Source organism: Nocardia sp. NPDC052254, from assembly GCF_040679495.1.
GTDB lineage: Bacteria > Actinomycetota > Actinomycetes > Mycobacteriales > Mycobacteriaceae > Nocardia.
Genome location: NZ_JBFAUW010000004.1, coordinates 282709 through 309645, shown reverse-complemented (window position 1 = coordinate 309645; position 26937 = coordinate 282709). Strand labels below are relative to the sequence as shown.

General features: G+C 67.9%; 19 protein-coding genes, 1 tRNA gene and 1 pseudogene. 11 read left to right on the top strand and 10 right to left on the bottom strand.

All coding sequences use genetic code 11. The features are described 5' to 3' along the window. Positions 1-70: 70 nt before the first annotated feature. Positions 71-7102, top strand: coding sequence for an amino acid adenylation domain-containing protein (locus tag AB0L57_RS13450; RefSeq protein ID WP_364961045.1), 7032 nt, complete (start codon positions 71-73; stop codon positions 7100-7102). Then, positions 7099-7794, top strand: a complete 696-nt coding sequence (locus tag AB0L57_RS13445; RefSeq protein ID WP_364961043.1) for a DUF6875 domain-containing protein — start codon at positions 7099-7101, stop codon at positions 7792-7794. The genes AB0L57_RS13450 and AB0L57_RS13445 overlap by 4 nt, the downstream gene beginning before the upstream one ends. Before the next feature lie 251 nt (positions 7795-8045). Here the strand turns inward: AB0L57_RS13445 and AB0L57_RS13440 are convergent, their stop codons facing one another. Together AB0L57_RS13440 and AB0L57_RS13435 are read right to left on the bottom strand one after the other, a co-directional pair. Then, positions 8046-8912, bottom strand: a complete 867-nt coding sequence (locus tag AB0L57_RS13440; RefSeq protein WP_364961396.1) for a hypothetical protein — start codon at positions 8910-8912, stop codon at positions 8046-8048. A 147-nt stretch (positions 8913-9059) separates the two neighbouring features. Further along, positions 9060-9242 (bottom strand): annotated as a pseudogene (locus AB0L57_RS13435) (helix-turn-helix transcriptional regulator); the annotation flags it as partial. A 188-nt stretch (positions 9243-9430) separates the two neighbouring features. Here AB0L57_RS13435 and AB0L57_RS13430 point away from each other — a divergent pair. Beyond that, the gene (locus AB0L57_RS13430) at positions 9431-9730 is read left to right on the top strand and encodes a hypothetical protein (RefSeq protein WP_364961367.1); all 300 of its coding nucleotides are present in this window, start codon (positions 9431-9433) and stop codon (positions 9728-9730) included. Between the two features lie 170 nt (positions 9731-9900). On the opposite strand, the gene AB0L57_RS13425 is transcribed toward AB0L57_RS13430, so the two are convergent. From AB0L57_RS13425 to AB0L57_RS13410, 4 genes are all read right to left on the bottom strand, one after another. Then, on the bottom strand, positions 9901-10104 hold the full coding sequence (locus AB0L57_RS13425; protein WP_364961365.1) for a cold-shock protein: 204 nt from the start codon (positions 10102-10104) through the stop codon (positions 9901-9903). Between the two features lie 288 nt (positions 10105-10392). Next, entirely contained in the window at positions 10393-11004 is a 612-nt protein-coding gene (locus tag AB0L57_RS13420; RefSeq protein ID WP_364961042.1) for a LemA family protein, read from the bottom strand. Beyond that, entirely contained in the window at positions 11001-11819 is an 819-nt protein-coding gene (locus AB0L57_RS13415; protein ID WP_364961041.1) for a DUF3137 domain-containing protein, read from the bottom strand. Before AB0L57_RS13415 ends, AB0L57_RS13420 begins: the two co-directional genes overlap by 4 nt. Positions 11820-12116: 297 nt before the next feature. Next, positions 12117-12189 (bottom strand) — tRNA-Arg (locus tag AB0L57_RS13410). A 237-nt stretch (positions 12190-12426) separates the two neighbouring features. Here AB0L57_RS13410 and AB0L57_RS13405 point away from each other — a divergent pair. After that, a complete protein-coding gene (locus tag AB0L57_RS13405) occupies positions 12427-12795 on the top strand; it encodes a VOC family protein (RefSeq protein ID WP_364961039.1) in 369 nt (122 codons plus the stop codon). 22 nt (positions 12796-12817) lie between these two features. On the opposite strand, the gene AB0L57_RS13400 is transcribed toward AB0L57_RS13405, so the two are convergent. Beyond that, complete coding sequence (locus tag AB0L57_RS13400; protein WP_364961037.1) at positions 12818-13795, bottom strand: hypothetical protein; 978 nt, start codon at positions 13793-13795, stop codon at positions 12818-12820. A gap of 254 nt (positions 13796-14049) precedes the next feature. Here AB0L57_RS13400 and AB0L57_RS13395 point away from each other — a divergent pair, with 254 nt between their 5' ends. Together AB0L57_RS13395 and AB0L57_RS13390 are read left to right on the top strand one after the other, a co-directional pair. Beyond that, positions 14050-14901, top strand: a complete 852-nt coding sequence (locus tag AB0L57_RS13395; RefSeq protein ID WP_364961035.1) for a universal stress protein — start codon at positions 14050-14052, stop codon at positions 14899-14901. Between the two features lie 129 nt (positions 14902-15030). After that, positions 15031-17268 (top strand): M20/M25/M40 family metallo-hydrolase, encoded by a 2238-nt coding sequence (locus tag AB0L57_RS13390; protein ID WP_364961033.1) that lies wholly within the window; start codon positions 15031-15033, stop codon positions 17266-17268. 78 nt (positions 17269-17346) lie between these two features. On the opposite strand, the gene AB0L57_RS13385 is transcribed toward AB0L57_RS13390, so the two are convergent. After that, complete coding sequence (locus AB0L57_RS13385; protein ID WP_364961031.1) at positions 17347-18816, bottom strand: NAD(P)/FAD-dependent oxidoreductase; 1470 nt, start codon at positions 18814-18816, stop codon at positions 17347-17349. Positions 18817-19076: 260 nt separating this feature from the next. Here AB0L57_RS13385 and AB0L57_RS13380 point away from each other — a divergent pair, with 260 nt between their 5' ends. The 3 genes from AB0L57_RS13380 (at position 19077) to AB0L57_RS13370 (ending at position 23093) form a co-directional block, all read left to right on the top strand. After that, entirely contained in the window at positions 19077-20711 is a 1635-nt protein-coding gene (locus AB0L57_RS13380) for a long-chain fatty acid--CoA ligase (protein ID WP_364961030.1), read from the top strand. A 151-nt stretch (positions 20712-20862) separates the two neighbouring features. After that, positions 20863-21333, top strand: a complete 471-nt coding sequence (locus AB0L57_RS13375) for a YiiD C-terminal domain-containing protein (protein ID WP_364961028.1) — start codon at positions 20863-20865, stop codon at positions 21331-21333. Between the two features lie 71 nt (positions 21334-21404). Next, positions 21405-23093: an acyl-CoA synthetase gene (locus AB0L57_RS13370; protein ID WP_364961026.1), complete on the top strand. Its 1689-nt coding sequence runs from the start codon at positions 21405-21407 to the stop codon at positions 23091-23093. A 37-nt stretch (positions 23094-23130) separates the two neighbouring features. Here AB0L57_RS13370 and AB0L57_RS13365 read toward each other — a convergent pair whose 3' ends face one another. Then, positions 23131-23523 carry an SCO5389 family protein gene (locus AB0L57_RS13365; RefSeq protein ID WP_364961024.1) on the bottom strand — a complete coding sequence of 131 codons (393 nt, stop codon included), beginning with the start codon at positions 23521-23523 and terminating at the stop codon, positions 23131-23133. Positions 23524-23590: 67 nt separating this feature from the next. Continuing rightward, on the bottom strand, positions 23591-24643 hold the full coding sequence (locus AB0L57_RS13360) for a nitronate monooxygenase (protein WP_364961022.1): 1053 nt from the start codon (positions 24641-24643) through the stop codon (positions 23591-23593). A 238-nt stretch (positions 24644-24881) separates the two neighbouring features. Between AB0L57_RS13360 and AB0L57_RS13355 the strand changes: the two genes are divergently transcribed. Both AB0L57_RS13355 and AB0L57_RS13350 read left to right on the top strand, forming a co-directional pair. After that, complete coding sequence (locus AB0L57_RS13355; protein ID WP_364961020.1) at positions 24882-25754, top strand: M23 family metallopeptidase; 873 nt, start codon at positions 24882-24884, stop codon at positions 25752-25754. Between the two features lie 116 nt (positions 25755-25870). Continuing rightward, on the top strand, positions 25871-26785 hold the full coding sequence (locus AB0L57_RS13350) for a LuxR C-terminal-related transcriptional regulator (protein ID WP_364961018.1): 915 nt from the start codon (positions 25871-25873) through the stop codon (positions 26783-26785). The last annotated feature ends 152 nt before the right edge of the window (positions 26786-26937 follow it).

The window sequence follows — 26937 nt, the reverse complement described above, 5'->3', positions numbered from 1 at the left end:
CGGAGTATTCCACAATCGCCGAACGCGCAACCTCGGGACGGTTCAGGTTTCGAGGCGAGGGGATGAGCGCGTGAACTGCGAGGATCCGACTGCGAGCGCGGCGACGGAGTCCGCTCTGCCCCCGGGAGCATTCGAGCTGTCCCCGGCCCAGGCAGGTCTGTGGCATGCCCAGCAACTCCTGCCGTCGGTGCCACTGTGCGTCGCTCAAGTTCTCGATATCGACGCCGAGCTCGATGTGGACCTCCTGCAACGGTGCGCCCTGGCCGCCGGGCACGAGCTGGGTTCGCCGTTTCTCACTTTCCTGCGCCACGACGGCCGGGTCGTCCAGCGGGTGGACCACAGCGTGCCGCGCGTGATTCAGATCGACGATTTCAGCGAAAACCGTGACCCCACCACAGCCGCCCGGGCGTGGATCGACGCCGACCTCCGCGCGCCCATCGACCTCCTCGCCGATGAACCGGGGTGCTCGCACCTGCTCCGGATCGGCCGCCACCATCACTGGTGGTATTCGCGCGCACATCACGTGGGCATCGACGGCATCGGCGCGATGATCTTGTTACGCCGTACCGCTGAGCTGTATTCCGCGGCGTGCACCGGAATCGAAGCGCGGGCATCGGGCGCCCTCGCCCTGCCGGACATCGCCGACGGCGAGCGCGCCTACCGGCGCTCCGCACGCGCCGAGCGTGACCGTATCTACTGGCGGGAGTCCCTCACCGGCCTTCGTTCGGTGCCCTCGCTCAGTGACCGGGTCGCCCCGCCGTGCGCCGTCCCGCTCGCCGCGCGTGCCGTCCTGCCCCCCGATTCCGAGGACGCGTTGTCGGCGGCTGCCGATCGCTTCGACGCGCAGGTTCCGGTGCTCATCGTGGCGACGGTGCTCGCGTATCTCGCCCGGATGACGGGGGCGCACGACGTCGTCGTCTCGCTTCCGGTCGCTGCCCGGACCACCGCGGCATTGCGTCGCTCGGCGGGCATGGTGGCGAACACCGTCCCCCTGCGCGCACACGTCGGTTCGGACACGACGGTCGGCGACCTGGTCCGGCAGGTGCGTCTGGCGGTGACCGGGGCGCTGCGTCACCAGCATTACCGGCTCGAGGACATCCGGCGGGACCTGGAGCCGGCGGTCGCCGGCCATGGGGCTCTCGGTCCGGTGATCGACCTGTTGCTCGTCGACGAATCGCTGCGATTCGGTCCCGCCACCGCCGACGTGGAGGTGCTGTCCGTGGGTGCCGTCGAAGACATGGCACTGACCGTCTACCGATTCGGCGCGCACGCTCCGTTGGGCATCGACCTCTCGGGCAATCCGGCCCGCTATACCGATGCCGTCCTGACCGACCACCATGCCCGGCTCCTGACACTGTTGAACGCGGTGGCGGCGGCAGAGGCCGATGCGGTGGTGTGCACCCTGCCGCTGCGCACGCCCACAGACGAGGCGAACCGCCACGATCGCGCGATCGCGCACGACGAAACATCCTCCGCTGCGGTACTTCCCGACATCCTCGCCGAAGGCGCGGCACACGCACGCACGGGCGCCGTCGAGGCAGACGGTGTCCGGTGCGCGTACGCCGAACTCGATGGCCGGTCCTCGCAATGGGCCCGTGAACTCATCGCGGCGGGGGCGGGACCCGAAACCGTGGTGGCGGTGCTCGTCGATCGGTCCCTCGCTGCGGTGCTGGCGTTCTGGGCCGTCGCCAAGACCGGCGCGACGTGGATGCCGATCGACCCCGCGACCCCCGGGGAGAGGGTTGCCCGGATGCTCGCCGACGCTCGTCCGGTAGCCGGGCTCACCGTCGGTGGACGATCGGGCGGGTTCCGGTGGCTGGTCATGGACGACCCGAGAACCTGCGACCGGGTGAGCGCGCGTCCTGCCACGCCCGTTCTCGATTCGGAGCGGACCCGCCCCTTGCGCGGCACACACCCCGCCTACCTGATCTACACATCCGGGACCACCGGTAAGCCCAAAGGAGTGTCGATCACCCACCGCGGACTCGCGAATCTGACTCGATACGCCGTGGAACACTATCGGGTGCGGCCAGATTCACGTGTGTTGCTGGCGCATGCTCCCGGCTTCGACGCGGCATTGCTCGAACTCCTCGCCGCGTTCGGCGCCGGTGCCACCATGGTCGTCTGTCCGTCCGATGTCATCGGCGGCAGCGCACTCACCCGGCTGCTTTCGGGGCGGCGGATAACCCATTACCTGTCCACCCCGGCGGTGCTCGCGACAGTGGATCCGGCCGCGCTGCCCGAGCTGGAGACGGTCGTCACCGGCGCCGAAGCGTGCCCGCGAACCATCGCGGCGGCGTGGAGCGAACATCACCGGCTGATCAACAGCTTCGGCCCGACCGAGACCACCGTGGTCGCCACCCAAACCGAACCGCTCAGCCCGGATGGGCCGATCACGATCGGCACACCGGCCGCCGGTGCGGACGTGGTCGTGCTGGACCGGAGGTTGCAGCGGCAGCCGCGCGAAGCAAGCGGTGAACTGTATGTATCGGGTCCGGGCATCGCCCGTGGGTATCACCGTTCCCCGGGGCTGACCGCCACCCACTTCGTCGCCGATCCCCATGGTCCCGCCGGTAGCCGGATGTACCGCACGGGCGACCTGGCCCGGCGGCGCCTCGACGGGTCCTTCGACTACCACGGCCGCGGTGACGGCCAGATCAGCCTCCGGGGTGTCCGGGTGGAACCGCACGAAATCGAATCCGCGTTGGCGGACGACCCGCGGGTCGCCCGTGCGGCGGTGGCGATCCATCCCGGTCCCGCGGGTGACGTGCTCGTCGCCTACCTCGTCCCCGCCGGCGCCGAACTCGCCGCCGATTCGGTGCTCTCGCGCCTGCGGCGAGCGCTGCCGCAGGCGCTCGTCCCGTCCACCGCGATCGTGCTGCCGGAACTGCCGCGGACCGCCAACGGCAAACTGGATCGCGCCGCGCTGCCCGCTCCGGCGCTGACCCCGGCGCGCCACCGGGCGCCGCAGACCCCCACCGAGGAGACGGTCGCGGCCACGATCTCGCAGCTGCTCGGCATCGCGGAGGCAGGGCGCGACGACGACTTCTTCGCCCTGGGCGGCCACTCGCTGGCCGCTACCCAGCTCGCATCACGGCTGTCCGAATCCACCGGTGTGATGATCGGGGTGGGTGACGTTTTCGAGTATCCGACCGTCGCTGCCCTGGCACGTCGTATCGATGACGGATCCGAGGGCGCTGCGCTCGTAGAGCTCACCCGGCGAGATCCACACCAGGGACGTATCCCGCTCGCGCCCGCACAGCGACGATTGTGGATCGCCAACCAGCTGGATCCGGACAGCCCCGCGTACAACATGCCGTTCGCGGTCCGGCTCGACGGCCCGCTCGACACCGGTGCGCTGACCGATGCGCTGCGCGATGTGCTGGACCGGCACGAACCGCTACGAACGCTGTTCCCCGCCGATGCGTACGGACCGACTCAACGTGTCCTGCCGGTGAACGAGATTCAGCTCGAACTGTCCCCCCAGCCGATCGCACCGGAGGATCTCGACGCACGGCTCGAGGCGCTGGCATCGGCGGGTTTCGACGCTTCGGTCGAGCCGTGCTTCCGGGTCACCCTGCTCCGGTTGGCACCCTCCGCGCACGTGCTGGTGCTCGTCCTGCATCACCTGGTGGCCGATGGCTGGTCGATGGGGCCGCTGGCGAGCGATCTCGGCGCCGCCTACGCCGCTCGCTGTGCCGGGGACCCGCCCGGCTGGTCGCCGCTACCGGTCTCCTATGCCGACTACGCCCTCTGGCACACACAAGTCCTCGGTGATCCGTCGGACCCCGAATCATATGGCGCAGAACAGATCCGCGGCTGGCGGGAGCGGCTGGCGGGCCTGACACCGGAGCGTGTGCCGGCGTCCCGTCCCGGCGCGATCCGTCGCACCGATCGTGGTGACCACATCACCTTCGCGGTGGACCCGGTGTCGTGTCAGCGACTGTCCCGCATCGCGCACACCGTCGGCGCGACGGATTTCATGGCCTACCAGGCATTGACCGCGGTGTGGCTGCAGCGGCTGTCCGGCGGCGGCGACACCGTCGTCGCCACACCGACCAGCGGTCGTGGCGATCGCCGGCTCGACGGACTGGTGGGCATGTTCGTCAACACGATTCTGTTGCGCGCGCAGGTGTGCCCCCTCGACAGTTTTCGCCGCGTACTGTCGCGAGTCCGGGACTTCGACATCGCCGCGTTCGCGCAATCCGACGTTCCGTACGAACACGTCGTGTCGGACATCGGCGAGTCCGATGTGCCGCCGGCGCAGACGATGCTGATCGTGGAAACGGCCGTCGACGCGCAACGATCGCTTCCCGGGTTGCGGCTCACCGAGGTTCCCCTCGAATTGTCCGTCGCGCGGTTCGACCTCGACGTCACACTGACGCAGCGGCGCGACTCCGCCGGGACTCTGATCGGTGTCGACGCGCGACTCGGTTACGCCGCAGACCTTTTCAGCCGACGCACCGCCGAGGCGTACGCCCGGATGTTCTCGTCGCTGACCACGATGCTGGCCGAGGGCCCGGACATCGAGCTCGGCCGCCTCGAACCAGCCGCACCGCCGGTCACACCACTCGATCCGCCGCCCGTTCGAACGCTGCCCGAACTGCTCGCCGCCGGCGCCTGCCGAAACCCCGACGGGCTCGCGATTCGAGATGGCGACCGCGCCCTGTGCTACCGCGCCCTGGAAGCACAGGCGGCCCGCTTGGCGCGCGAGCTGATCGAACTCGGCGTGGGACCCGAGCAGATCGCCGCCATCGCGATCCCGCGCAGCCTCGAATCGGTCCTCGCCTGGTGGGCCGTCACCATGACGGGGGCCGCAACGCTGATGATCGACCCCGACCAGCCCCGCGGGCGGATCGCGGCGGTGATGAGCGACGCACGACCGGTATCCGGGGTCACGCTCGCACGCCATGCCGCGGTGCTGCCGCGACCCGCCCGCGGCTGGGTGGTCCTCGACGATCCCGCGACCAGGGCGCACATCACCAGCCGGTCCGCAGATGTGGTGACCGACGACGAACGCACGGTGCCACTGCACGTCGATCACCCCGCCTACGTGACCTTCACCTCGGGTACCACCGGACGGCCGAAGGGGGTCACGGTCACCCACCGTGGGCTCGCCGCCCTGGCCGCGCACCTGACCGACCGCTATCGCGTCGGAGCCGACGCACGGATAGCGCACGCGCACGCACCCGTCTTCGACGCCTCGTTGCTCGAGCTGTTCGCCGCATTGAGTTGCGGCGCAAGCTTGATCGTCGTTCCGCCCGGCATCGTCGGCGGCGGCGAGCTGACCCGGCTACTCGCGCGCGAACGCGTGACCCACTACCTGTCCTCGCCCGTCGTGCTGTCGAGTCTCGATGCCGGACAACTGACGGATCTTCGAACGGTGGTCACCGGCGGCGAGCCGGTCGACACCCGGGTGATCGAACGGTGGGCGCACCCGCGACGCCGTCTGATCAACAGTTATGGACCGACGGAAGCGACCGTGGTGTCCACCCAGAGTGAGCCGCTCACACCGGGCGGGCCGGTGTCCATCGGGGCACCCATACCCGGCGTGAGCGTCCTGACGCTGGACAGGTGGCTCGCCCCGCGCCCGCTCGATGTGCCCGGAGAGCTGTATCTGGCCGGCCCCAGCCTCGCACGCGGCTACCACCGCGCTCCCGCCGCCACCGCCGCCCGCTTCGTCGCCAATCCCTACGGCCCGCCGGGCAGTCGCATGTATCGAACGGGTGATCTCGCATGCCGGCGGGACAACGGGAGACTGGATTACCAAGGGCGGGTGGACAATCAGATCAACCTGCGCGGGCATCGCATCGAGCCGGGCGAGATCGAATCCCTCCTCGCCGAGCACCCACAGGTCTCGCGCGCGGCGGTCGCGATTTACCACCGAGGGCTTCCCGACGCGCGAATGGTCGCGTATCTGGTTCCCGAAAACGGCGCGATCGATTCTGATGACGTGCTCGCCAGGGTCCGCGAGTCGCTACCGAGCCACCTCGTACCCGCCAGTGCGTGCGTGGTCGCCACCTTGCCGACCAATCAGGCCGGAAAGTTGGACCGCGACGCCTTGCCCGCACCCGCGCGCGCGTCGGCGCGTCGTCCCGCCTCCGGCGATTCCGAGAAACTCGTCGTGCGGACCGTCACCGAGCTACTCGGCGTCGAAGACATCGCCGCGAACGACAACCTCTTCGCGCTCGGCCTGCATTCGCTCACCGCCACCGAACTCGCCGGGCTTCTACGCGCGCGCACGGCGACGCCGATCACCGTGCGGGATGTGTACACCCACTCCACACCCGAATCGCTTGCCGCACTTCTCGATCGAGGTGTGGCCGCACCGGAGGCGACCGACCCGGATGCCGCACTGCGCACCGTCCTGCCGATCCGTGCGGCCGGGACGCTACCGCCGTTGTGGTGTATCCACTCCGCGATCGGTCTGTCGTGGTCGTTCGCCGGCTTGACCGCTCATCTCGACCCCGAGACGCCGATCTACGGACTGCAAATGCCCCAACTCACCGATCCCGCTGCGGAATTCGACTCCATCGAACAGCTCGCCGACCATTATCTGACCGAGATCCGGGCACACCAGCCCCATGGGCCGTACAGCTTGCTGGGCTGGTCGGTCGGCGGGGTGATAGCCCATGCGATCGCCGTCCGGTTACGGGCCGACGGCCAATCCGTCGCGCTACTCGCGATGTTGGACAGTGCGGTGCTGACCCACGAGGCCCTCGCGAACGACGCACCGGACGCCGCTCGGATACGGCGCATGCTGAACCGGTTCGCGGTCCACACCGAATCGCTGGACGACCGACATCGTGAAATGTTGTGCCGCGGTGGTGTGCGCACGATCGAAACAGCTCGCCGTCACAGTCCGGCGCGCTTCCCCGGCGATCTTGTGTATTTCGGTTCCGCCAGGCGGTCGGACGCAGATCTCGGCGTGAATTCGTGGCGGCCTTTCATCGAAGGAACCATCACCACACTGCGCGTTCCCGCCGACCACGACGAAATGACAAGTGCCGCAGCACTGACATTCATCGGCCCGCGGCTACGGATGTACCTGCCGCGCCACGCGCACCTTGTCGATGGCCTCGACCCCGGGGAGACACCATGACTACGCCGATCACCACGCTGACCGGACCGCGCTCCGGCGTCGAATGGCTCAACCTCTTCGCCCCGGAACAGTCGGACCCCCGCGCGGCTCGGCTGGCGCAATGGTCTCGGGAATATCTCACTCAACCGCACGACGACCTCGGCAGACCGGGACCCGTATGCCCGTTCATCAGCCAAGCGATCGCGAAGTGCCTGTTATGGGCGACCTTCGTCGACGGTGAGGTGGGCGCACCGGAACTCGACATCGTGGTCGGCGATATGTACGACCGGTTCGTCCACCTCACCTCGATCTCGGATTGGAAGCGCCCGCACGCACTGATCACGGTGCTCGCGGACCTTTCCGATCACACCCTCATCGATGAGGTCCACGCTGCCCGGAAGACGCAATTCGTCGAGCAAGGATTCATGCTGGGGCAGTTCTACCCCGGCTGCTCACAGCCCGGCCTGTGGAATCACGACTTTCACCCGCTCGATACGCCCTGGCCGATGATCGTGGCCCGCAACATGATGACAACGGACCTGCCATTCCTGATCGCGCGGCCCGACTGGCTGCGGGCCTATTTCAAAACCTTCGCCCCCGCGCTGCCGACTGCCCTCCGGTCGCGTCTGGCCGATGATCTGTACGACCGCGGAGATGCGATAGCCGACATCACCGCCAACCACGCTCTCGTCGGCTCCGAGCGCGCCCGCTGAGAGACTCCGATCGACCCTGCGGAAGCGAGATGTTCTTCATACCAAGGTGTTTCGCGCCGGTGGTCGTCGAACGACCCGATTCATCACACCGGGCATGCCCGTGACATGGGCCATCGGCCCCGGCGGGCACGGAAAGTACCGCAAGGCAAGCGAAGTCCAGCCGTAGCCGATCGGGCACGCTCACCGTCCGACCGCGCGGCCGTCTCCGATCGAGAGCGCAGCGACAACGGCGGTGGCATCGAGGTACGCGGCTACGATGGCCGGCGGTTCCGGCCATCATGATTCGTACGATGCGAATCAGATGTCCTCCGCGAGTCGGTAATGATGACCTCTACCTCCGACACCCGCTGTTCGAGCCGGATCGAGCCGGCCTCGGCCGCCACCGCGCGCACCTGGTCGAGTGTGGTCCGGGCTGAGGCGGCGTTCCCGCTGCGGGCGTACGCCTCGGCCAGCCATGACCGGTACAGCGCGGCCTCTCGCGCCCTGTCGGCCGGGTAGCGCTCCATGACGGGAGACAGCACGTTCTCGGCCGCGACGGCGTCGCCGAGTCGTACCGCGCAGCGCGCCCTCATCACATCGACCTCGTCCCGGTTGAGCCAATAGGTCCAGTCCGGTTCTTCGTCTTCCGGTCGGCGGCGGTCGAATTCGTCGTCCACCTCCGCCAGCGCGCGCCGTGATGCTTCGGCGTCACCGAAATTCGCGGCCGCCCAGGCGACTCGCTCACCGAGGAGGGCCCGCACGACCGGCGGTGCTTGGCGGGCAGCGCCTTTGAGCGCCGAGCGGGCCAGCAGGAAGGCGTCCCGGGGATTCTCGGTGTTGGTGATCAGATAGCTCAGGGTCGAAAGCAATTGCCCGGCAAGTGGTCTGTCTCCCGCTTCGTTTGCCGCACTCACACCGTCGAGGTACGTCTGTCGAGCTTGTGGGTAGTGCCCAGCATCGGCGTAGACCCATCCGGCGAGTTGTGAGAGCTCGCCTACGACCCGCAGGAGCCGACGCCGAACCTGTGGCGTGTGCTGCCCTTCGAGCACCACAGTCCGCGCTGCTTCGAGATCAGATCGGACGATCGGGTGCAGGGCGGTCCCGCCCATCACGTCATCGAGGCGGCGCAGCTTCATCACGCGACGTTCCAATTCGTCGGCGAGACCGGACCCCACGCGACGACCGGCCGCACTGTGTTCGACCATCGGTGAGTCGGCCACCAGCCACTCGTGCGCGATGCGGAGCGGGTCGCCGGGCGGCGGTGTCAGCGCCCGGGCGTCGGTGCCAAGCGTTGCGGCATACGTCTGGGCGATATCCCCGGTGACCGGGCGAAGTCCGCGTTCGATCTGACTCAGATACGCTGCGCTCCAATGTGTTCGGCGCGCGAACTCGCGCAGCCCGATCCCGGCGGACACACGGGCGCCGCGCAGCGTTGCCCCCGATATGGGCGCGCCGTTCTCCTCGCTCATCACCAGCCCCTTCCCCGGCCGTGAACAGTGTTCGCGGGCATCGAACAGCCAGCTGACAGCAGCAACCGGTGTAAGCGTGCCCACCTCGAAAATACCCGCCTACCGTCCATTTTCGTGCCCCGCCGCCGGGTTGAACCGGGTTCCCCGGCGGCGGGTGCAGACCATCGGGAGACGACAGGGGATTCGTGATGTGGCCGATTGCGCTGGGGTGGATCGACTTCGAGATCAGTGTGGCGCCGGACTGGGATCGGGCGCAGGTGTGCAGGTTGGCGCGGCGTCTCGGTTATCGCGTGGTGTGGCCGGATGAGCGTGCGGTGCTGGCGGTCGCCGATCAGGTGCGAGCCGTCGGGGCCGATGCGGTGATCATGCCCGAGCCCGGCCATCTGGGCCCGCTGGAGTTGAACCGGGTGATGGACCTCGCCGATGTGGAGACCGTGTCGCCCCGGTTGTCCTTCGCCCGGTGGCATGTGGCCGGAGCATCGCGGTGACCGGGTGCTCACGTGCGTGCGGTCGTAGCTAAGGCCCCGGCGATGGGTGAGGTGTGGATTTCCGCCGGGTGGCTGGTTGTGATCGGCGAAGCCCGAGTCGGACATGATGCGGCCAACAAAAAAGCTTCGCACCCTGGTGGGTGCGAAGCTCTTCGAGGACTCGCGATGAATCAGATGGCGCGGACATCCACGGCTTGGGGTCCCTTCTGGCCCTGCTCCACCGAGAACTCGACACGCTGACCCTCATCGAGGGACTTGTAACCCGTGCCGCTCACGGCCGAGTAATGCACGAAGACGTCCGGGCCGCCTCCGTCTTGAGCGATGAAGCCGAAGCCTTTTTCACCGTTGAACCACTTCACACTGCCTTGAGTCATGCTGTAAACAACTTCTTTTCTGTAGTGAGTCGGGCAAATTTTGATAAGGAGCCCGTCCTCGACGTCCACTATGTCAGCCTCCGGCGATCCCTCGCATCGAGATGTCGCCCGAATCACTCGGAGAGGCGAATGCGGCAGCGACCGCAGGCGACACGGATGGCCGAGGTTCCACCGGCACCTCCGCGGAGCAATATGACGTTGCGGACGACCATTACCTCGAATAGAGGGTGGGTACGAACACCGCCATACCGCGGCCCGGCGGGGCGGACCGCCGATCGCAGTTGGCGTTCAGGACGCGCTGAACAGTCGGCGGACGTCGGTTACCTTCCCTGTTTCGGGGCCGCTGATCTCGAAGTATTCGGCGGGCGAGACATGGTGGAGAGAAGCGATGAGGGCGGCGGGAATCGATTCGATCTTTGTGTTCAATGCCCGCACATTGCCGTTGTACAAGCGCCGCGCCGCGGCGATCCGGTCTTCGATATCGGCCAGGTCGCTTTGCAGCGCTCGATAGTTTCGCACGGCGCCCATGGTGGGGTACTGCTCGGCGAGTGCCTGCAAGCTGCCCAAGGCCTTGGTGAGAGCGTTTTCCGCGGTCGCAACCTTCGTGACGTCCGGGGCTCGCTGTCCCGGGGCGGGCGCCGAAGTGCCGGCGCCATGTGCACGATCGCGTGCCTCGACCAGTGCTTTCAGGCTCCCGCATTCGAAGGCCGCTGCCTGCTCGACTGTTGCGATCAGATTCGGCACCAGGTCGTGGCGGCGTTGCAGTTCGACTCCGACCTGTTGCCAAGATTCGGCCACCAGGTTCCGCAACCGCACAAAATTGTTGTACACCGCGAAGTACCAGGCGATCACGACCAGCGTCACCGCCGAGGCAACGAGGATAGCGACGGTGCTGCTCATGCCACGCTCCTTTCCGGGGCGGTCGCTGTCGTGGTGCTGTCGGACCATACGAACCGCGGGATTCCTTCGGCGACCACCCGCATCGCGTCGAAGACCGAGGCGATCTCCCGGGGACGATTGCCGAGCGTGGTGACGCCGACCAAGCGATTCCCGGTGATTTCGAATTTGGTCAGCAGCACCGCTGGCCGGCGTCGGCCGAGGTCGATCAGCCGGTCAATGGTGCGCGGGGTGAAAACCGCATGTGCGAAAGCCGGATTCGAGGAGTACACCGCGAATTTGTCGTTGAAGTCGGCGGATTCGAACTCCACCCGAGTACCGGCGGTGGTGTCGAAGTTCGGGCCCATCGTCAACCGGGGCAGTGCCGTGGGAAGTTCCAGAACGAAAACATTCCGGTAATGGGTACTCACGTTGATCTTGTTGTTGTTGAGCCAGGTGAGATGGAAGAAGCTCGCCGGGTAGGCGCCGACTCTGCCTTGCATGGCGTCCCGAACCCGCATGCGCCGCGCCCGGCGGATTGTGAACGGCGGGAAGTTCCACGCCGGTACCGCCCAGCCCGCAGCACGTTGATACCTGAACCCGTGTTGCTCGGCCCACCGCGCGGTCCACCGTTTCCGGAACGACTTGACGATCAGCCCCGCGGGCAGGAAGGCGAGCAAGGGCGTGGCGGGCAACAGTACCCACGAGAACGGTTTCCCATGAGCGCGCCACCAGAGGCCCTGCACGATCACCAGGACCAAGAACGTAATGAACGTCAACGTGTTGAGAAAACGCGGCCGCGCCCAGATCGGCCCCCTCGCACTCTGATCATCGGCCATGCCACCCACTGCTCCTCCTTGCGTCTCACCGCGGGCGCGGATGCCTCAATGATCTGCACGAGCCTTGCGATGTTCTTATAAACGGCTGGCGGTCCGGGCCGGAAGCAATCCAGGGTCAGCCAGCATCTGCCATTGGTGCCGACGGGCGGTTCGACCGGATAGCTGCTCGACCTCTGAGCCGGGCTCGACAGTTGGAGCATTACGGCGGCGGGTCGGCAAGATCTGGTGCGGGTGCGGCAAACGCACTCGACTGTCGCGTTTCGAGTGGTGGCGACGATCTTCGTCGGGCGCGATCGGTGCCCTCGGCAGGATTCGAACCTGCGACACCCGCTTTAGGAGAGCGGTGCTCTATCCCCTGAGCTACGAGGGCGTTCTCGCTTGTGTGGCGATCGGCCGGGGTCAGTTTAGCGTGCCCCGGCTCGGTGGGCCGCATCGTAGGACAGTTGGGGCATCGGTGGTGGTAGCGGCCTCGCGATCAGAGGCGCCGCCCTCGATCCGAGGCGCTTGTTCTGATCTCGGTCGAGTCTGTCGTGTTTTTGCAATCGCATGCGGCGTCGGTATTGCAGGCTGGGCCGACAGCACATTTTTGGTACGGAGAGGAAATCCGATGGCGATTGCCACGTTGAAGATGCTGACTCTGGACAGTGCCGATTCGCGGCGGGACGCGGAGTTCTGGGCGGCGGCGCTGGGGTGGGAGATTGCCCACGTGCAGGACGAGTACGCCATGCTCACCGGTCCGGATCACGCGATCGGGTTCGGCACCGTCCCGGATCATCAGCCGCCGACCTGGCCGAATGAGAACGGCACCAAGCAGTTCCACCTGGATCTGGCGGTCGAGGACATCGAGACGGCCAGTAAGGAGTTGGTCGAATTGGGCGCTACGGTGCCGGAGTATCAGCCGGGCGAGACCTGGCGGGTGCTTCTCGATCCGAGCGGCCACCCGTTCTGCCTCACCCTCGCTGCCAACTGGGGCTAGCGGTGCAGGGCCGGCGGGGCCCTCATCGATCCGTGAAGGTCAGGAAGTCGTCGGTGCCGCGACGGGGGGTCGGCGGTGCCACGTAGTCGTGCGGTGCCGAGCCCAGGCGGATCACGGCCTGGGGGATGCGGCTGGGCTCGGGGAGCAGGGTGGCGATGGTGCGCAGGGCGGCGGGAATCTCGGTGATGTGGGTGAGGGGACAGGTGGCAAGGCCCGCGGCGGTCGCGGACAGGAGCGTGGTGGAGAGGGCCTCGCCGGTGGCCAGCCAGTCGGGTTCGGAGTTGGCAGCGGTGCTCAGTACGACGAGGGCGGCGTGGTCGGGCGCCTCGGCGCGATGGGGTGTGCCGGGCGGGACGGGGAAATCGCGGCCCACATCGACCAGGGCCGCCTCGCGTGCGGTGGCCAGTGCGGCCGGCGGTATTCCCTCGGCGAGATCGAAATTACCTGTCCACCAACGCAGTTCGGTCTGATACGGGGTGTCGTATTGATGCATGGCGGCGGTGTGACGGGAGGCGGCGGCCAGCCGCGGGCGTACGTCGTCGGCGATGGTGTCCAGCTGGACGCGGGGATCGGCGGCGACCTCGCGCAGCTGGTCGATCAGCTCCGGGCGATCCGGCGGTGACATCGGCAGCCGGTCACTGCGCCGTTCGCGGATGGCGGCGGCCAGCGCTCGTTCGCGATCCGATGGCGGCCGGGGCGTATCGAATTCGGCCACGGCGAGCAGGTCGTGGCGGCTCTCCTCCGGCGCGTAGTGCACCGTGATCGGATGTCGCTGTGCGGCGAAGGCGATGCGCGCGTGCTGCAACATGGCACCGCAACTGATCACTTCCTGCCGGCCACTGGGATCGGCCACGGTCAACTGCCGCTCGGCATCGCTGGACAGGTGCAACCGCGTGCCGTCGAAATCCCAGTGCCACGGCTGGGTGTTGTGCACGGACGGGGCGCGCGCGGCCAGCTGCAGTGCGGCGACGATGGTCGAGCGGTCGGGCACGTTGTGCATGGATGCCTCCCAGAGCGATGATTCGTCGGGTGCATGCGGTTCGAGTAGTGGTCGGGCTGTTCCCCAGTATCGCAGCTATCGCCCGGCGCGGCCGGAAAGTCGAATCCGGGCCTTCGACGGTTGGTTATCCGGAAATCGCACCGAAAGGTGGATGCCTGATCGTTAGCTGAGCTCCCTCTCGGCCGGTAGGGTGGGGACGTCTTCGCCCGAAGTGCCGCTCGTGATCCGCAGCTGAAGAAGGTGGGACCTCTCGTATGGCTACCAAGGCGCCCGTGGTGGTGGGAGTCGACAGTTCCGACGATGCGGTGCAGGCCGTGCGCTGGGCCGCGAATGACGCGGCGCTGCACAAGGTTCCGCTCGAGGTGATTTCCGCGGTGCCGCCGGTCCCCGGCGAGCGTGCCGAGGAGGAGGCCGCACTCGACTATCACGCGCGGCTGGGCGAGGAAGCCCGGCACGCGGTGGCCGCGGCGGCCCGGGTGGTTGCCGAAACCGCGCCCGCCGTCGAGGTCACGACGGCCGTCGTCGACGCGCCGATCATCCCCGCCCTGCTCGACTGTGCCGGCCGGGCGCGGCTGGTGGTGGTGGGCGCCCGGGGGCTCGGGGCGTATCAGCGCAGTCTGCTGGGTTCGGTCAGTACCGCCCTGGTGCGGCACGCGCGGGGCCCGGTCGCGGTGGTGCCGACCGATCCGATGCTCCGTTCCGAGCGCCCGGTCCTGGTGGGCTACGACGATTCCCCGTGCAGCGCCGACGCTCTCGCGATCGCCATCGGCGAGGCGAGGCGTCGCGGTGCCGATCTGACGGTCGTGCACACCTGGCAGCGTTTCGGCGACTATCCCTCCCCGGCGGCCTTGCAGGAGGAAGGCACCAGACTGATCGATGCCGCGCTGACCGTGCACGAGGACCCGGACGAGCCGGTGACGGTGCGCCGGATCGTGGTGGAGGACCGCCCGGTCCGGCGGATCCTCGCCGAATCCGCCGACGCCCAGCTGGTCGTGGTCGGCAGCCACGGCAAGGGCGGCTTTCCCGGTATGACACTCGGGTCCACCAGTCAGGCCCTCATGCACAGCGTCGAGTGCCCGATCATCATCGCCCGGCCACGCGGCTGACCCACGCGGTGATGTCGCCACCGCAATGTTGCCGCCGCCGTGCACCGTCGGCGCGATCGTCGGCCGCGCGCATCCGGCGGCACCGTCGTTGTCCGGGCTCGGAGATCGACTCGCCGGTACCATCCGTGCATGGGGAGTCGAGTTTCCGGGGTGGTCGCATTCGTTCTGCTATTGGTGGTGGTCGTCCTCACCGCATGGGAGCAGCAACCGCACGGGTATCGCGATACCGCCGCGCCCACCGGGGAATTCAGCGCCGAGCGGGCACTGGGCACCGTTCGTGACATCGCGGCGCGGCCGCATCCGATGGGTACCGCGGAACACGATCGGGTGCGCGATCGGCTCGCGGCACAACTGCGAGAACTGGGGCTGGACACCGATATCCGTTCCGGCGTGGGCCGGTGGCCGGGCCCGCCGGAGGGGGATTCGACAAACCTGGGCCGGACGGCCGATATCGTCGCCCGCTGGCCGGGGACCGCCGCGACCGGGACCGTTTACCTGGTGGCGCACTATGATTCGGTTCCGAATGCGCCGGGGGCCAATGACGACGGCGTCGGTGTCGCGGCCATTGTCGAGTCGATCCGCGCGCTGCGGGCGAGTGGGGAGCGGCCGCGCAACGATGTGGTCGTGCTGCTGACCGACGGGGAGGAGGCCGGTCTGCTGGGGGCGGAGGCATTCGCGGCCTCCGGCGCGGCCGATCCGCGTGGCGGTGTGGCGATCAATCTCGAGGCGCGCGGTGCCGGTGGTCTGCCGGTGTTGTGGCGGCTCACCCATCCCGACGGGGAGTCGATCCGGGTCTTCGCCGCCGTCCCGCATCCGAACACCGATTCCCTCTCGACAACGCTGGGTGGGCAACAGTCCACCAGCGGCAGCGACTTCACCGCCCTGGAGCCCACCGGACTGCGGGTCATGGACTGGGCCTTCACCGGACGAACTGCGTACTACCACAATCCCTTCGACGATCTGGATCATGTCGATCCGGCCGTCGTGCAGCAGTACGGCGACAACACCCTCGCCGCTGCTCGCGAATTCGCCGCCCGCGATCTGCGCACCGGATCCGACGCTTCCGACAGCGCCTACACCTCGCTTCCCTTCGGGGTGCTGCTGGTGCTGCCGCTGTGGCTGATCGTCGTTCTGGCGGTCGTGACCGTGCTGCTCGCGGGGTGGGTGGCGTGGCGGATGCGCCGCACCGGAGAGGTGTCGTACGGACGCGTGTTCGGTGCCGCGGCGACCGCGGTGCTGTCGGTTCCGATCACGATCGGCGCGGCTTACGGTGTGTGGCAGGCGATCACGCTGATCCGCCCGGAGTATCGCGAGCTGTTCGTCGACCCCTACCGGCCGCAGTGGTACGGCGCCGCGATTCTCATGGTGTGCGTCGCGGTGCTCGCGGGCTGGTACGCGTTGTCGCGCAGGTGGTTCGGGGCTCCGGCCACGGCGGCCGGAGTGCTGGTCGCGGTGGCTCTGATCGGCGCGGTCGTCACCGCGCTCACCCCGCCCGGGGCCGTCCTGGTGGTGGTGGCAGCCTTCGCCGCGGCACTCGGGGCGGCGCTGACCTTCGCGGTTCCGGATCGGTGGCGACTGCCGGTGCTCACCCTGTTCCTCCTGCCCGCGGCGGTACTGCTGGGTGTTACGGCGTATCCGGGGCTGCAGGCCGGGCTGGCCGGTGCGTACCAGCTCACAGCGCCGGTGGTGGCGGTGCTGGGACTGCTGTTCACCCTGACCCTCACCCACACCTGGCCGCAACGGCGCGGTGTGCTCGTTCCGGCGACGGCGGTGGTCGTGACGGTGGCACTGGCCGCCGTGGGCCTGGCCGTCGACCGGTTCGATGACCGGCATCCGATGACCGTGCGACTGTCCTACGCGCTCGATGCGGACCATCAGGTGGCACAGTGGATTTCGCCGCTGGAACCGAATCGATGGACCCGGGACTTCGTCTCGTCCACCGCGCCGAGCGGCGCCTTCGAGGGGGTCGTACCGGATGCGGTGGCCAGCGGTCCGGCGCCGGTGGTCCAGTGGCCCGCGCCCACCGTCGACGTGCTGTCCGACCGCACCGAATCGGACCACCGCGCCCTGCGACTCAGGTTGCGGAGCGTACGCGGAGCGCAGTCGCTGCAACTGCGCTACCCGGACGGTGTCACCGGCCTGCGTGTCGCCGGTCGCGACATCACGCCGGTGCCCCCGCATGGTTTCACCTTCTGCGCGCCCCCGGCCGACGGGATCGATGTGGAGCTGACCGTCACGCCCGGGCCGCTGAGTGTGCGCATCGGCGACAACGTCTGGCTGGGAGACGCCGGTGTCGCCGACACCCCGCCGGATGGTTTCTACTGGCAGAACGGATTGGCCGGCGTATTCACCACGATCACGCTGTGAGTCCGGGATGCGCGGGCCGCGGCGCGGAGCGCTGCTCGACGGCCGCGTACCCGGTGCCGGACCCGAGCCGGCTGCCTCTCAGGCCTTCGCGGCAACCCCTTCGGCGTACTCACTCGGGTCGAAACGCTTGGTCTTCCAGCGGAACAGCACGGTCGCACCGGGCCAGTTGTTGGTGATCCGGCCCGAGGCGTTGCGATACCAGCTGGAGCAGAAGTTCCACGGGGTTCGCACCAGCCGCTTCTGCAACCAGTCGTCCCAGGACTGTTCGATCGCCGGCTGCGCGGCGAGGAAATGGCCGGGCTTGGTGGCCAGGTATTCCACGACCTGCCGGATGTAGCGGGCCTGTGATTCCAGCATGTAGATGATCGACCCGGAGCCCACATTGGTGTTGGGGCCGTACATCATGAACAGATTCGGGAATCCCGGAACCGACATCCCGAGATAGGCGCGCGCGCCCTCCGCCGCCCACTCGTCGGACAGTTTGCGTCCGCCGAGTCCGTAGATGTTCATCGGCGCCAGGAATTCGGTGCCCTTGAATCCGGTGCCGTAGACGATCACGTCGACCTCGTGCTCCACACCGTCGGCGGTGCGGATGCCGTTCGCCGTGACCGCCTCGATGGCGGTGGTCTCCACGCTCACATTGGGTTGGGCCAGGGCGGGGAAGTACTCGTTGGAGAACAGCCCGCGCTTGCAGCCGGCCGCGTAGTCGGGGGTCAGCTTGGCGAGCAGTTCCGGATCCGATATCGCGGAGGCGCGGTGTTTGTCGGCGATCGTGATCACCGGGCCCTTGATCCACGGCACATCGGTCAGTGCCAGCGCCATCACCTCGAAGAAGGTCCAGATGGCGAACCGTTCGGCCCAGCGGCTGGGCGGGAAGTTCTTGAACAGGGCGTGGTGCAGGCCGGTGTATTCGGTGTCGAATTTGGGCAGCACCCACGCGGCCGAACGCTGGAACAGCGTCAGATGCCCGACGGTCGGCTGCAGGGCCGGGATGTATTGGATCGCACTGGCTCCCGTGCCGATGCAGGCCACGCGCTTACCGGTGAGATCGACATCGTGATCCCATTCGGCGGAATGGAATGCGGGACCGGTGAAGGTGTCGATACCCGGCAGATTCGGCAGCGCCGGACGCGACAGCTGACCCACCGCCGGAATCAGGACATCGGTGTTCAGAGTCCGACCGTCGGCCGTGCGGACCTGCCATGTGCCTTGTGCGGCATCGAATTCCGCGTCGGTGACCTCGACCCCGAACCGGATCTTGCCGGGCAGATCGTATTTCTCCGCCACCGCCCGCATATAACCGTGAATATCGCGTTGCTGCGAGAATCGGCGCGGCCAATCGGATTTCGGCTCGAACGACCATGAGTACAGCGGTGAGGGCACATCGCAGGCGGCGTTCGGATAGGTGTTCTCCCGCCAGACCCCGCCGAGATCAGCGGCCTTCTCGACGATGGTGAAGTTGTCGATACCGGCGCGCTGCAGTTCCAGCGCCATGCCGAGGCCGGCGAATCCGGCGCCGATGATCAAGATGGATGGCGTGGGTGTCATGGTCGAAGCGTAGAGCGCGGGGACATCGTCGCCGAGAGATCGGCGGCCAATGAGTCAATATTTCCGGCCATCCCGGCCGGAGAGCCGATGCCCGGCCGGGCCGCCGTGCGAGCCGGCGCCGCCGACGGTCGATTCGTCCGTTTATCGCTGTGCGTCGCACAGGAACGAGGCCGGGTGCCCGGACTGTTACCGCCGAGTACTGTTTCGGCTATTCTCGCGGCAGATGTGACGCCGTTCACTGGTGAGGAGTACGGGTACCCATGTTGAGCACGATGCAGGACGATCAACTGTCGCTGGCTACGCTGCTGCGCTACGCGTCGACATTCCACGGCGATGCCACGGTGTCGACGTGGACCGGAGACGGGATCCGCACGATGACCTACCGGGAGTTGGGCGCGGAATCGGCGCGGCTGGCCAATGCGCTGCGTGGGCTGGGGATCGGGGTGGGCGACCGGGTCGCCACCTTCATGTGGAACAACAACGAGCACATGGTGGCCTACGCCGCCATCCCCGCGATGGGTGCGGTACTGCACGCGCTGAATCTGCGGCTGTTCCCCGAGCAGGTCACCTACGTGGCCAATCACGCCGAGGATCAGGTGGTGATCGTCGACGGTTCGCTGGTGCCGATGTTCGCCAAGTATCTGCCGACCCTGCAGACCGTGCGTCATGTCATCGTCGCCAACGGCGATGCCGCCGAGCTCACCGCGCCCGCCGGCGTGCAGGTGCACTCGTATGCCGAACTGCTTGCGGCGCAATCGGATACCTACGACTTCCCGGTTGTCGACGAACGGTCCGCCGCGGGGATGTGCTACACGTCCGGCACCACCGGTGACCCCAAGGGGGTGGTCTACTCGCACCGCTCCAACGTGCTGCACGCCATGCAGGTGCTCACCAACGCCAGCATGGGTTTCACCTCCGACGACCTGGTGCTGGCCATCGTGCCGCTGTTCCACGCCAATGCCTGGGGCCTGCCGTACGCCGCCATGCTGTCGGGTGCGAGTGTGCTGATGCCCGACCGATTCCTGCAGCCCGCACCGCTGCTGGCGATGATGGACATCGCGAAACCCACCTTCGCGGCCGCGGTGCCGACCATCTGGGGCGGCGTACTGGCCCAGCTCGACGCCCAGCCGCAGGACATCTCGCATCTGCGCGAGGTGGTCGTGGGTGGGTCCGCCCTGCCGCCGGCGATGATGCGCGCCTTCCAGGAACGGCACGGGGTCCGGCTGCTGCACGCCTGGGGGATGACCGAGACCTCCCCGCTGGGCAGCGTCGCACATCCGCCGAAGGGGGTTTCGGGTGAACAGGAATGGGAGTACCGGTACACCCAGGGCCGATTCCCCGCCCTGGTGCAGGCCCGGCTGGTCGGTGACGACGGATCGGTGCTGCCCAACGACGGCGAGGCCGTGGGTGAACTCGAGGTGCGCGGGCCGTGGATCACCGGGGCCTACTACTCGCCGGAGGGCTCCTCGGTCGATCCCGACAAGTTCGACGAGGGCTGGTTGCGCACCGGAGACGTCGGCAAGGTCACCCCGGACGGCTATCTGACGCTGGTCGATCGGTCCAAGGATGTCATCAAATCCGGTGGTGAATGGATCTCCTCGGTCGACCTCGAGAACGCCATCATGGGCCATCCCGCGGTCGCGGAGGCCTCGGTCATCGGGGTGCCGGACGAGAAGTGGGACGAGCGGCCGCTGGTGGCGATCGTGCTCAAGGAGGGGGCCAGCGCCGAACCGGCGGAACTGCGCGACTTCCTCGCCGGCAAGTTCGCCAAGTGGCAGCTGCCCGAGCACTGGACCTTCATCGACGAGGTGCCCAAGACCAGTGTGGGCAAATTCGACAAGAAGCGGCTGCGGGCGCGCTATGCCGACGGCGAGCTGAGCGTCACCACGCTGTGAGCCGACGCCGCAGCGCTGGAACCGGGCGCCATATGCCCGGGCCGGTGTGCGGTGGCCGGATCGAGAGCCTGTTGACACGGTGTCAACAACCTGTCGTAGGCTGAGGCCGGGTACCCGGTGGGTACCCGGCTCCGGGCAGGAAGGTACGGCGATGACCGAGACGAACAGCGAGACTCCCGCGTTCGCGGACATGGTGAACGGCGCGCTGGAATTCACCATTCCGATCGCGCACAAGATGGGTGTGCAGGCGCTGGAGGTCCGGCCGGGCTTCGCGGCCACCACCGTGCCGATCGAGGGCAACGGCAACCACTTCGGTGTCATGTACGCCGGTGTGCTGTTCACGGTCGCCGAGATTCTCGGCGGCGCCATCCCGATCGCGACCTTCGACAACGCCAAGTACTACCCGCTGGTGAAGGATCTGCAGATCTTCTTCCGCAAGCCCGCGAAAACCGATGTGCGCGCACAGGCTTCGCTGTCGGAGGAGGAGATCGCGCGGATCGTCGCCGACGCCGAGGTCAAGGGGAAGGCCGATTTCGCCCTCGAGGCGACGGTCACCGACGCCGACGGTGTGGTGGTGGCCGAGACCCGCGGCCTCTATCAGCTGCGCGCACACGGAAAGTAGCGCGCGCCGCCCGGGGCGGACGTACGGTTACCCGGGGATCGGACGGACAGCACGGCAGGGAGATTCGAGTCATGACAGTGAATCTGCTGCGGGCTGCGGGCGCTCGGGTCCTGACCGAGCTGGAATATCTGCGGTTCTGTGTCGGCAGTGGGCTCGTCGGGATCGAATCGCCGTGCAACCTGCTGTCGGCGGGTGAGGCGCTGCTGCGCCATGGCGCACTGCCCGCACTACTGCGACTGGCGGCCGCACGGTACGGCGACCGGGCCGCGGTCGTCGACGAGCGCGGCAGTCTGAGCTATCGAGAACTCGACGACCGGTCCAATCGGCTGGCCAACGAATGGCGCAAGCGCGGTCTGCGCACGGGTGAGGGTGTGGCCATCCTGGCCCGCAACCATCGCGGACTGCTCGACGCGGTCTTCGCCGCCGCCAAGTGCGGTGCCCGGATCATCCTGCTGAACACCGACTTCTCGGGGCCGCAACTGCGTGATGTGGCCACCCGCGAGGGAGCTGATCTGCTGGTCTACGACGAGGAGTACGAGACCTTCCTCGGTGATCTGAGCCCGCGTCGCGGTGCCTACCGGGCCTGGTCGGACACCCCGCACACCAGCAGCCTGGAATCGCTGATCACCGCGGGATCGCCTGCCGTACCACCGATCTCGCGATCCGGCGCCAAGATCATCCTGCTGACCAGCGGAACCACCGGGACACCCAAGGGTGCGCCGCGGTCGGAACCGCGGTCGCTGGAACCGCTGGGCGCGCTTCTGAGCAAGGTCCCGTTCCGCACCCGCGAGGTCACCGAATGTCCTGCGCCGCTGTTCCACACCCTCGGCTTCGCGATGTCGTTGCAGGCCATCGGATTCGGTTCCACCCTGGTGATCCGGCGAAAGTTCGATCCGCAGCGGGTGCTCGACAGCATGGCCGAGCATCGGGCGACGGCTCTGATCGCGGTGCCGGTGATGTTGGCGCGCATCGTCGAGGCGGGGCCGGCCGCGGTCGCCGGGCGGGATCTGTCGGCGCTGCGCATCATCTTCGTGGCGGGCTCGCAACTGGGCGCCGATCTGTGCCGCAAGGTGACCGCGACCTTCGGGCCGGTGGTCTACAACCTCTACGGCTCGACCGAGGTCGCCTACGCCACCATCGCCACCCCGCGGGATCTGGCGGCCGAACCCGGCTGTGTGGGTTCGCCGGTGATCGGTGCGGTGGTGAAGATCCTCGACGAGCGGGGTGCGGAGGTGCCGCCAGGAGTGAGCGGGCGGATCTTCGTCCGCAATGCGATCCCCTTCGACGGATACACCGGCGGTGGGAGCAAAGAGGAGATCGACGGGCTGCTGTCGACCGGTGATGTCGGTCATTTCGACTCGGCTGGAAGGCTTTTCATCGACGGCCGCGACGACGACATGATCGTCTCCGGTGGTGAGAACGTCTTCCCGGCGGAGGTCGAGGAGTTGCTCAACGCGCATCCTGGCGTGCGGGAGGCCGCGGTGATCGGGGTTCCCGATACCGAATACGGCGCGCGCCTGGTCGCATTCGTGGTGCGGGCCGCCGACTCCGGCGACGGAATCGGGACTGTCGGTGGCGATCCCGATGCGGGTGTTGCGGGTTCGGCGGAATCCGCGGAACCCGTCGACGCGGAAGTGCTCAGGGAGCACGTGAAGTCGAATCTCGCGCGCTACAAGGTTCCCCGCGAGATCGTCTTCTTGGACGAGCTGCCGCGCAACCCCACCGGAAAGGTGCTCAAGCGCCGGCTACGTGAGTTGTAGCCGGCGCTCGGTCCGAGAACCTGAAGAGCCGGAAGGCTCAGCAGTTGCGCAGTTCCGGGCTCTGGTTGAGCAGCTGGGCGCGGGTGGAGACGAAGGTGGAGTAGGTGTCACCACCGACCGCCGACAGCGGGAAGGCCGCCACCCGATGGCAGTTCTGGAAGGCGATCTTGATCCCGAAGTGCCGTTCCAGGCTGCCGCGGATGGAGTCCGACGCCATGGCGCGCAACAGCTGGCCGCGGGCCGTCTCGTCCGGCGGCGGAACCCGGTTGTCCGCGTATTCGGCCGTGCCGGAACGCAAATCGTCGGCCACGCGGCTGACGACCTCGTAGGCGTAGGGCAGGGAGGTGCGAACGCATTCGACGAATTCCTCGTCGCTGACCGGACCGCGTTCGGCACGCTCGAGTAATGCGTCTGAGACATCCAGTGACATAACGCTCTCCTCGTGGATAGGAGTCGGATGACGGGCGATACTCCTCGAGTCTAAACGAAAAACATTGTCAACAAGACTGGATTGTCCGCGAAAGTGCCGATTGCAGTGCGGCTTTCGCCTCTTCCGAAAGTGTGCGCACCAGGTCGGCGGCCGGCAACTCGGTGGTCAGAGTGTGGGCCTGACCTGCCCAGAGGTTCACCGCGTCGGGGTTGCCGTCGGCTCGCGCGCGGGCCCGCAACGGGCCGGTGGCGTAATGGATTTCGGGGTAGGCCGCGGGTGCGCCGGGGTTGTCGAGGATGAACCGGTTCTGCAATCCGCGGGCCCGGCGGCCACTGAACGCCCGAGTCAGCATGGTCGGGGTGTCGATCTCCAAGGCGTCGCGGTGCAGTGCCGAGGTGCCGGCCTCGGGGCATCGCAGGAACGCGGTGCCGAGCTGTGCCGCCGCGGCCCCCGCCGCCAGCGCCGCGGCGATACCCGCGCCGGTGGCGATTCCACCCGCGGCGACGATGGGTGCCGCGGAGGTGTCCGGGGCCGAGCGCAGCAACTGCACCAGCGCGAGGGTGCCGAGGGGATCGGTGTCGTCGTCCTCGGGTTGGTCGGTGAAGCCGCCGCGATGCCCGCCGGCCTCCGCTCCCTGGGCGATCAGCGCATCCGCTCCGGCCTCGACCGCGATCCGGGCCTCGGCCACCGAGGTGACCGTCACCCACACCTGCGACCCGGCCCCGTGCAGTCGCGCGATCTCACCTTCCGACGGGCAGCCGAAGGTGCACGACACCACCGCGACCGGATCGGCGGTGAGCAGGTCCAGTTTCTCGTCCCAGGCATCGGTGTCGAAGCGGGCCTCGCCGAGCGGGAAGGTGCGGCCGAGGTGTTCGAGATAGCTCGCGAACCGTTCCGGCGGGGTGGGCACGCCCGCGACGAACAGATTGACGCCGAAGGGGGCGCCGGTCAGTTCGCGCACCGCCGCGATCCGGTTCCCGGTGTCGGCGGCGCTCAGATATCCGGCGGCCAGGAATCCGAGTCCACCGGCGTTGCTCACCGCCGCCGCGAGTTCGGGGGTCGATGGCCCACCGGCCATCGGTGCCAGCACGATCGGGGTGCGCAGCTCGTCGATGATCACTGTCACAGTCTGAACCGCGGCCGACCTGGAGGTAACGGGACCCGTCGATCCGGGAATCGGCCTTCACCTGCGAATTCGACTGCGGAGGTTGCGGAAAGGTCACGACGGAGTACAGTTTCCGTCACAACAGATGCCGAATCGTTACCGAAAGTCAGGTTTCGCGGATTCCGTGGATTCCGAAAGGCCCGGCGGTCGCGAGAAGGCGTCGCCACCGAGTTGATCGACGCTAGGACGACCCTTGCCGCAGCACCGTGAGACATCCAGTTCCGTATCCGTTCAGGACCTGCTCGGTGATATCTCCGACGGTGACGGTGCTGCCGAGCGCCGCACTCGCCATCGCGCCCAGCCGCGTACCGCGGACCGGATGAAACTCGCGGCCAGCGCCGCGGTGGCCACCGGTGCCCTGATCGGCACCGCCACTCAGCTCGCCCATGCCGCGCCCCTGCTTCCCGGTGGCGGTAACAACAACGCACCCGATCCGGTCGCGCTGAAGTCGGCCGAGGAGCCCGCGCACGAGGCCGAGCAGCAGGCCGAGCCCGCGCCCGCAGCGGCGGAGGCTCCCGCGGCGCCGCAGGCCCAGCCGATCGCCGCCCCCGCGCCGGCACCGTTCGGCCTGCAGAACCTCCCACCCGAGGTGGCCGGTCCGCTGTCGCACGCCGAGGAGGTGCTCAAGGGGATCCAGCAGCAGCTCAATCCCGGCCAGGCCGTGCGCCCGGTCGCGGGTGTGGTGAGCTCCGGTTTCGGGTCCCGCTGGGGCGCCATGCACAACGGCATCGACTTCGCCGACGCACTCGGTACCCCGATCCATTCGGTGGCGAGCGGCACGGTCATCGACGCCGGTCCCGCCTCGGGCTTCGGACTGTGGGTGCGGGTCAAACAGGACGACGGCACCACCGCTGTCTACGGCCACGTCAACGACATCCTCACCCACGTGGGTCAGCGCGTGAACGCCGGTGACGTGATCGCCACCGTCGGCAACCGTGGCAATTCCACCGGTCCGCATCTACATCTGGAGATCTGGGATCCCAACGACGTCAAGATCGACCCCACTCCTTATATGGCGAGCAGGGGCGTGGTCCTGTCGCAGCAGTCGTGGGGAGCGGGCGAATAGCCGCCGCGCCATCGCCTGTGGCCCGGCTCGTCCGGCCGCGGGGGGATGACCCATTGACTGGTTTATACGACTTGTTCGACTCTGGATCCCTGCAGGGACGCACCTACACAGCTCTGGTGCAGCACCCGCGCTCGAGCGCGTCCGAGCTCGCCCAATACCTGGAATGTTCCCGCGACGACATCGCTGCCGCCCTGGAGGCGCTCAGCGATATGCAGGCCGTGGTACGCATCGACACCGGTGCGGTGGTCCGCTGGGACGCCCATGCGCCGGAAGCGTTGTCGGAGGCCGAATCCCGGCGGCGCCAGGTCGAGACCGCGCGCATGCACGCGGCGGCGGCCCGGCTCGGTGAGACCTTCCGTTCGGTGCGGCGCACCGAACGCGGGGACGGCACCGTGGCGCCGATGTACGAGGCCCGCGAGGTGATCGCCGAATTCGAGGATCTGCAGCGCGCGGCCCGCACCCGGGTGCGGATGATCGATCGTGGCCCATACCTCTGCGACGGTGAGCGTGCCGAGCGGCTGTTCGAACTGCGCGCGGCTCGCATCTCGGCGGGTGTGCGGTATCAGACCCTCTATCACGACACCATCTATCAGGACGCGGATCGGCTGCGCTTCGCCCTGTCGGCCAACAGTGCCGGGGCGCAGGCGCGCACCCTGCCCGATCCGCCGATGAAGGTGATCATCGCCGACGGTGAGCGCGCGGCCCTCATGCTGCATCACGATGAGCGCCGCGGTGATCCGATGGGGTTGCGCATCTCCGCCAGCCCGACATTGGATCTGGTCGTGCACACCTTCGAGGTGCTGTGGTCGCTCGCCGCGCCGATCTCGGTCAATCCCGGGCAGCCGCTGGACGAACGCGATCGGGCCATCCTGACCCTCATGGGCCTGGGCGCCACCGACGACACCATCGCCCGACGGCTGGGGATGTCGCGGCGCACGGTCGTGCGCCGTACCGCGAGCCTGCTGGAGCGGCTCGGCGCCAGTACCCGTTTCCAGGCAGGTGTACAGGCGATTCGGCGGGGCTGGCTGTGACATCCTGTGACGAGGCCCACTGAAGTAGGCCTCAGGCGCAACATCGAGACCCCCCGGCAGCGATGAGCATCAGGAGTACCGGCGGGTCGGCCAGTTCGATCCGGCGCCCCCCGTCGTGCTCGCCCTCCTTATATGATGGCCGGACCGCGCGA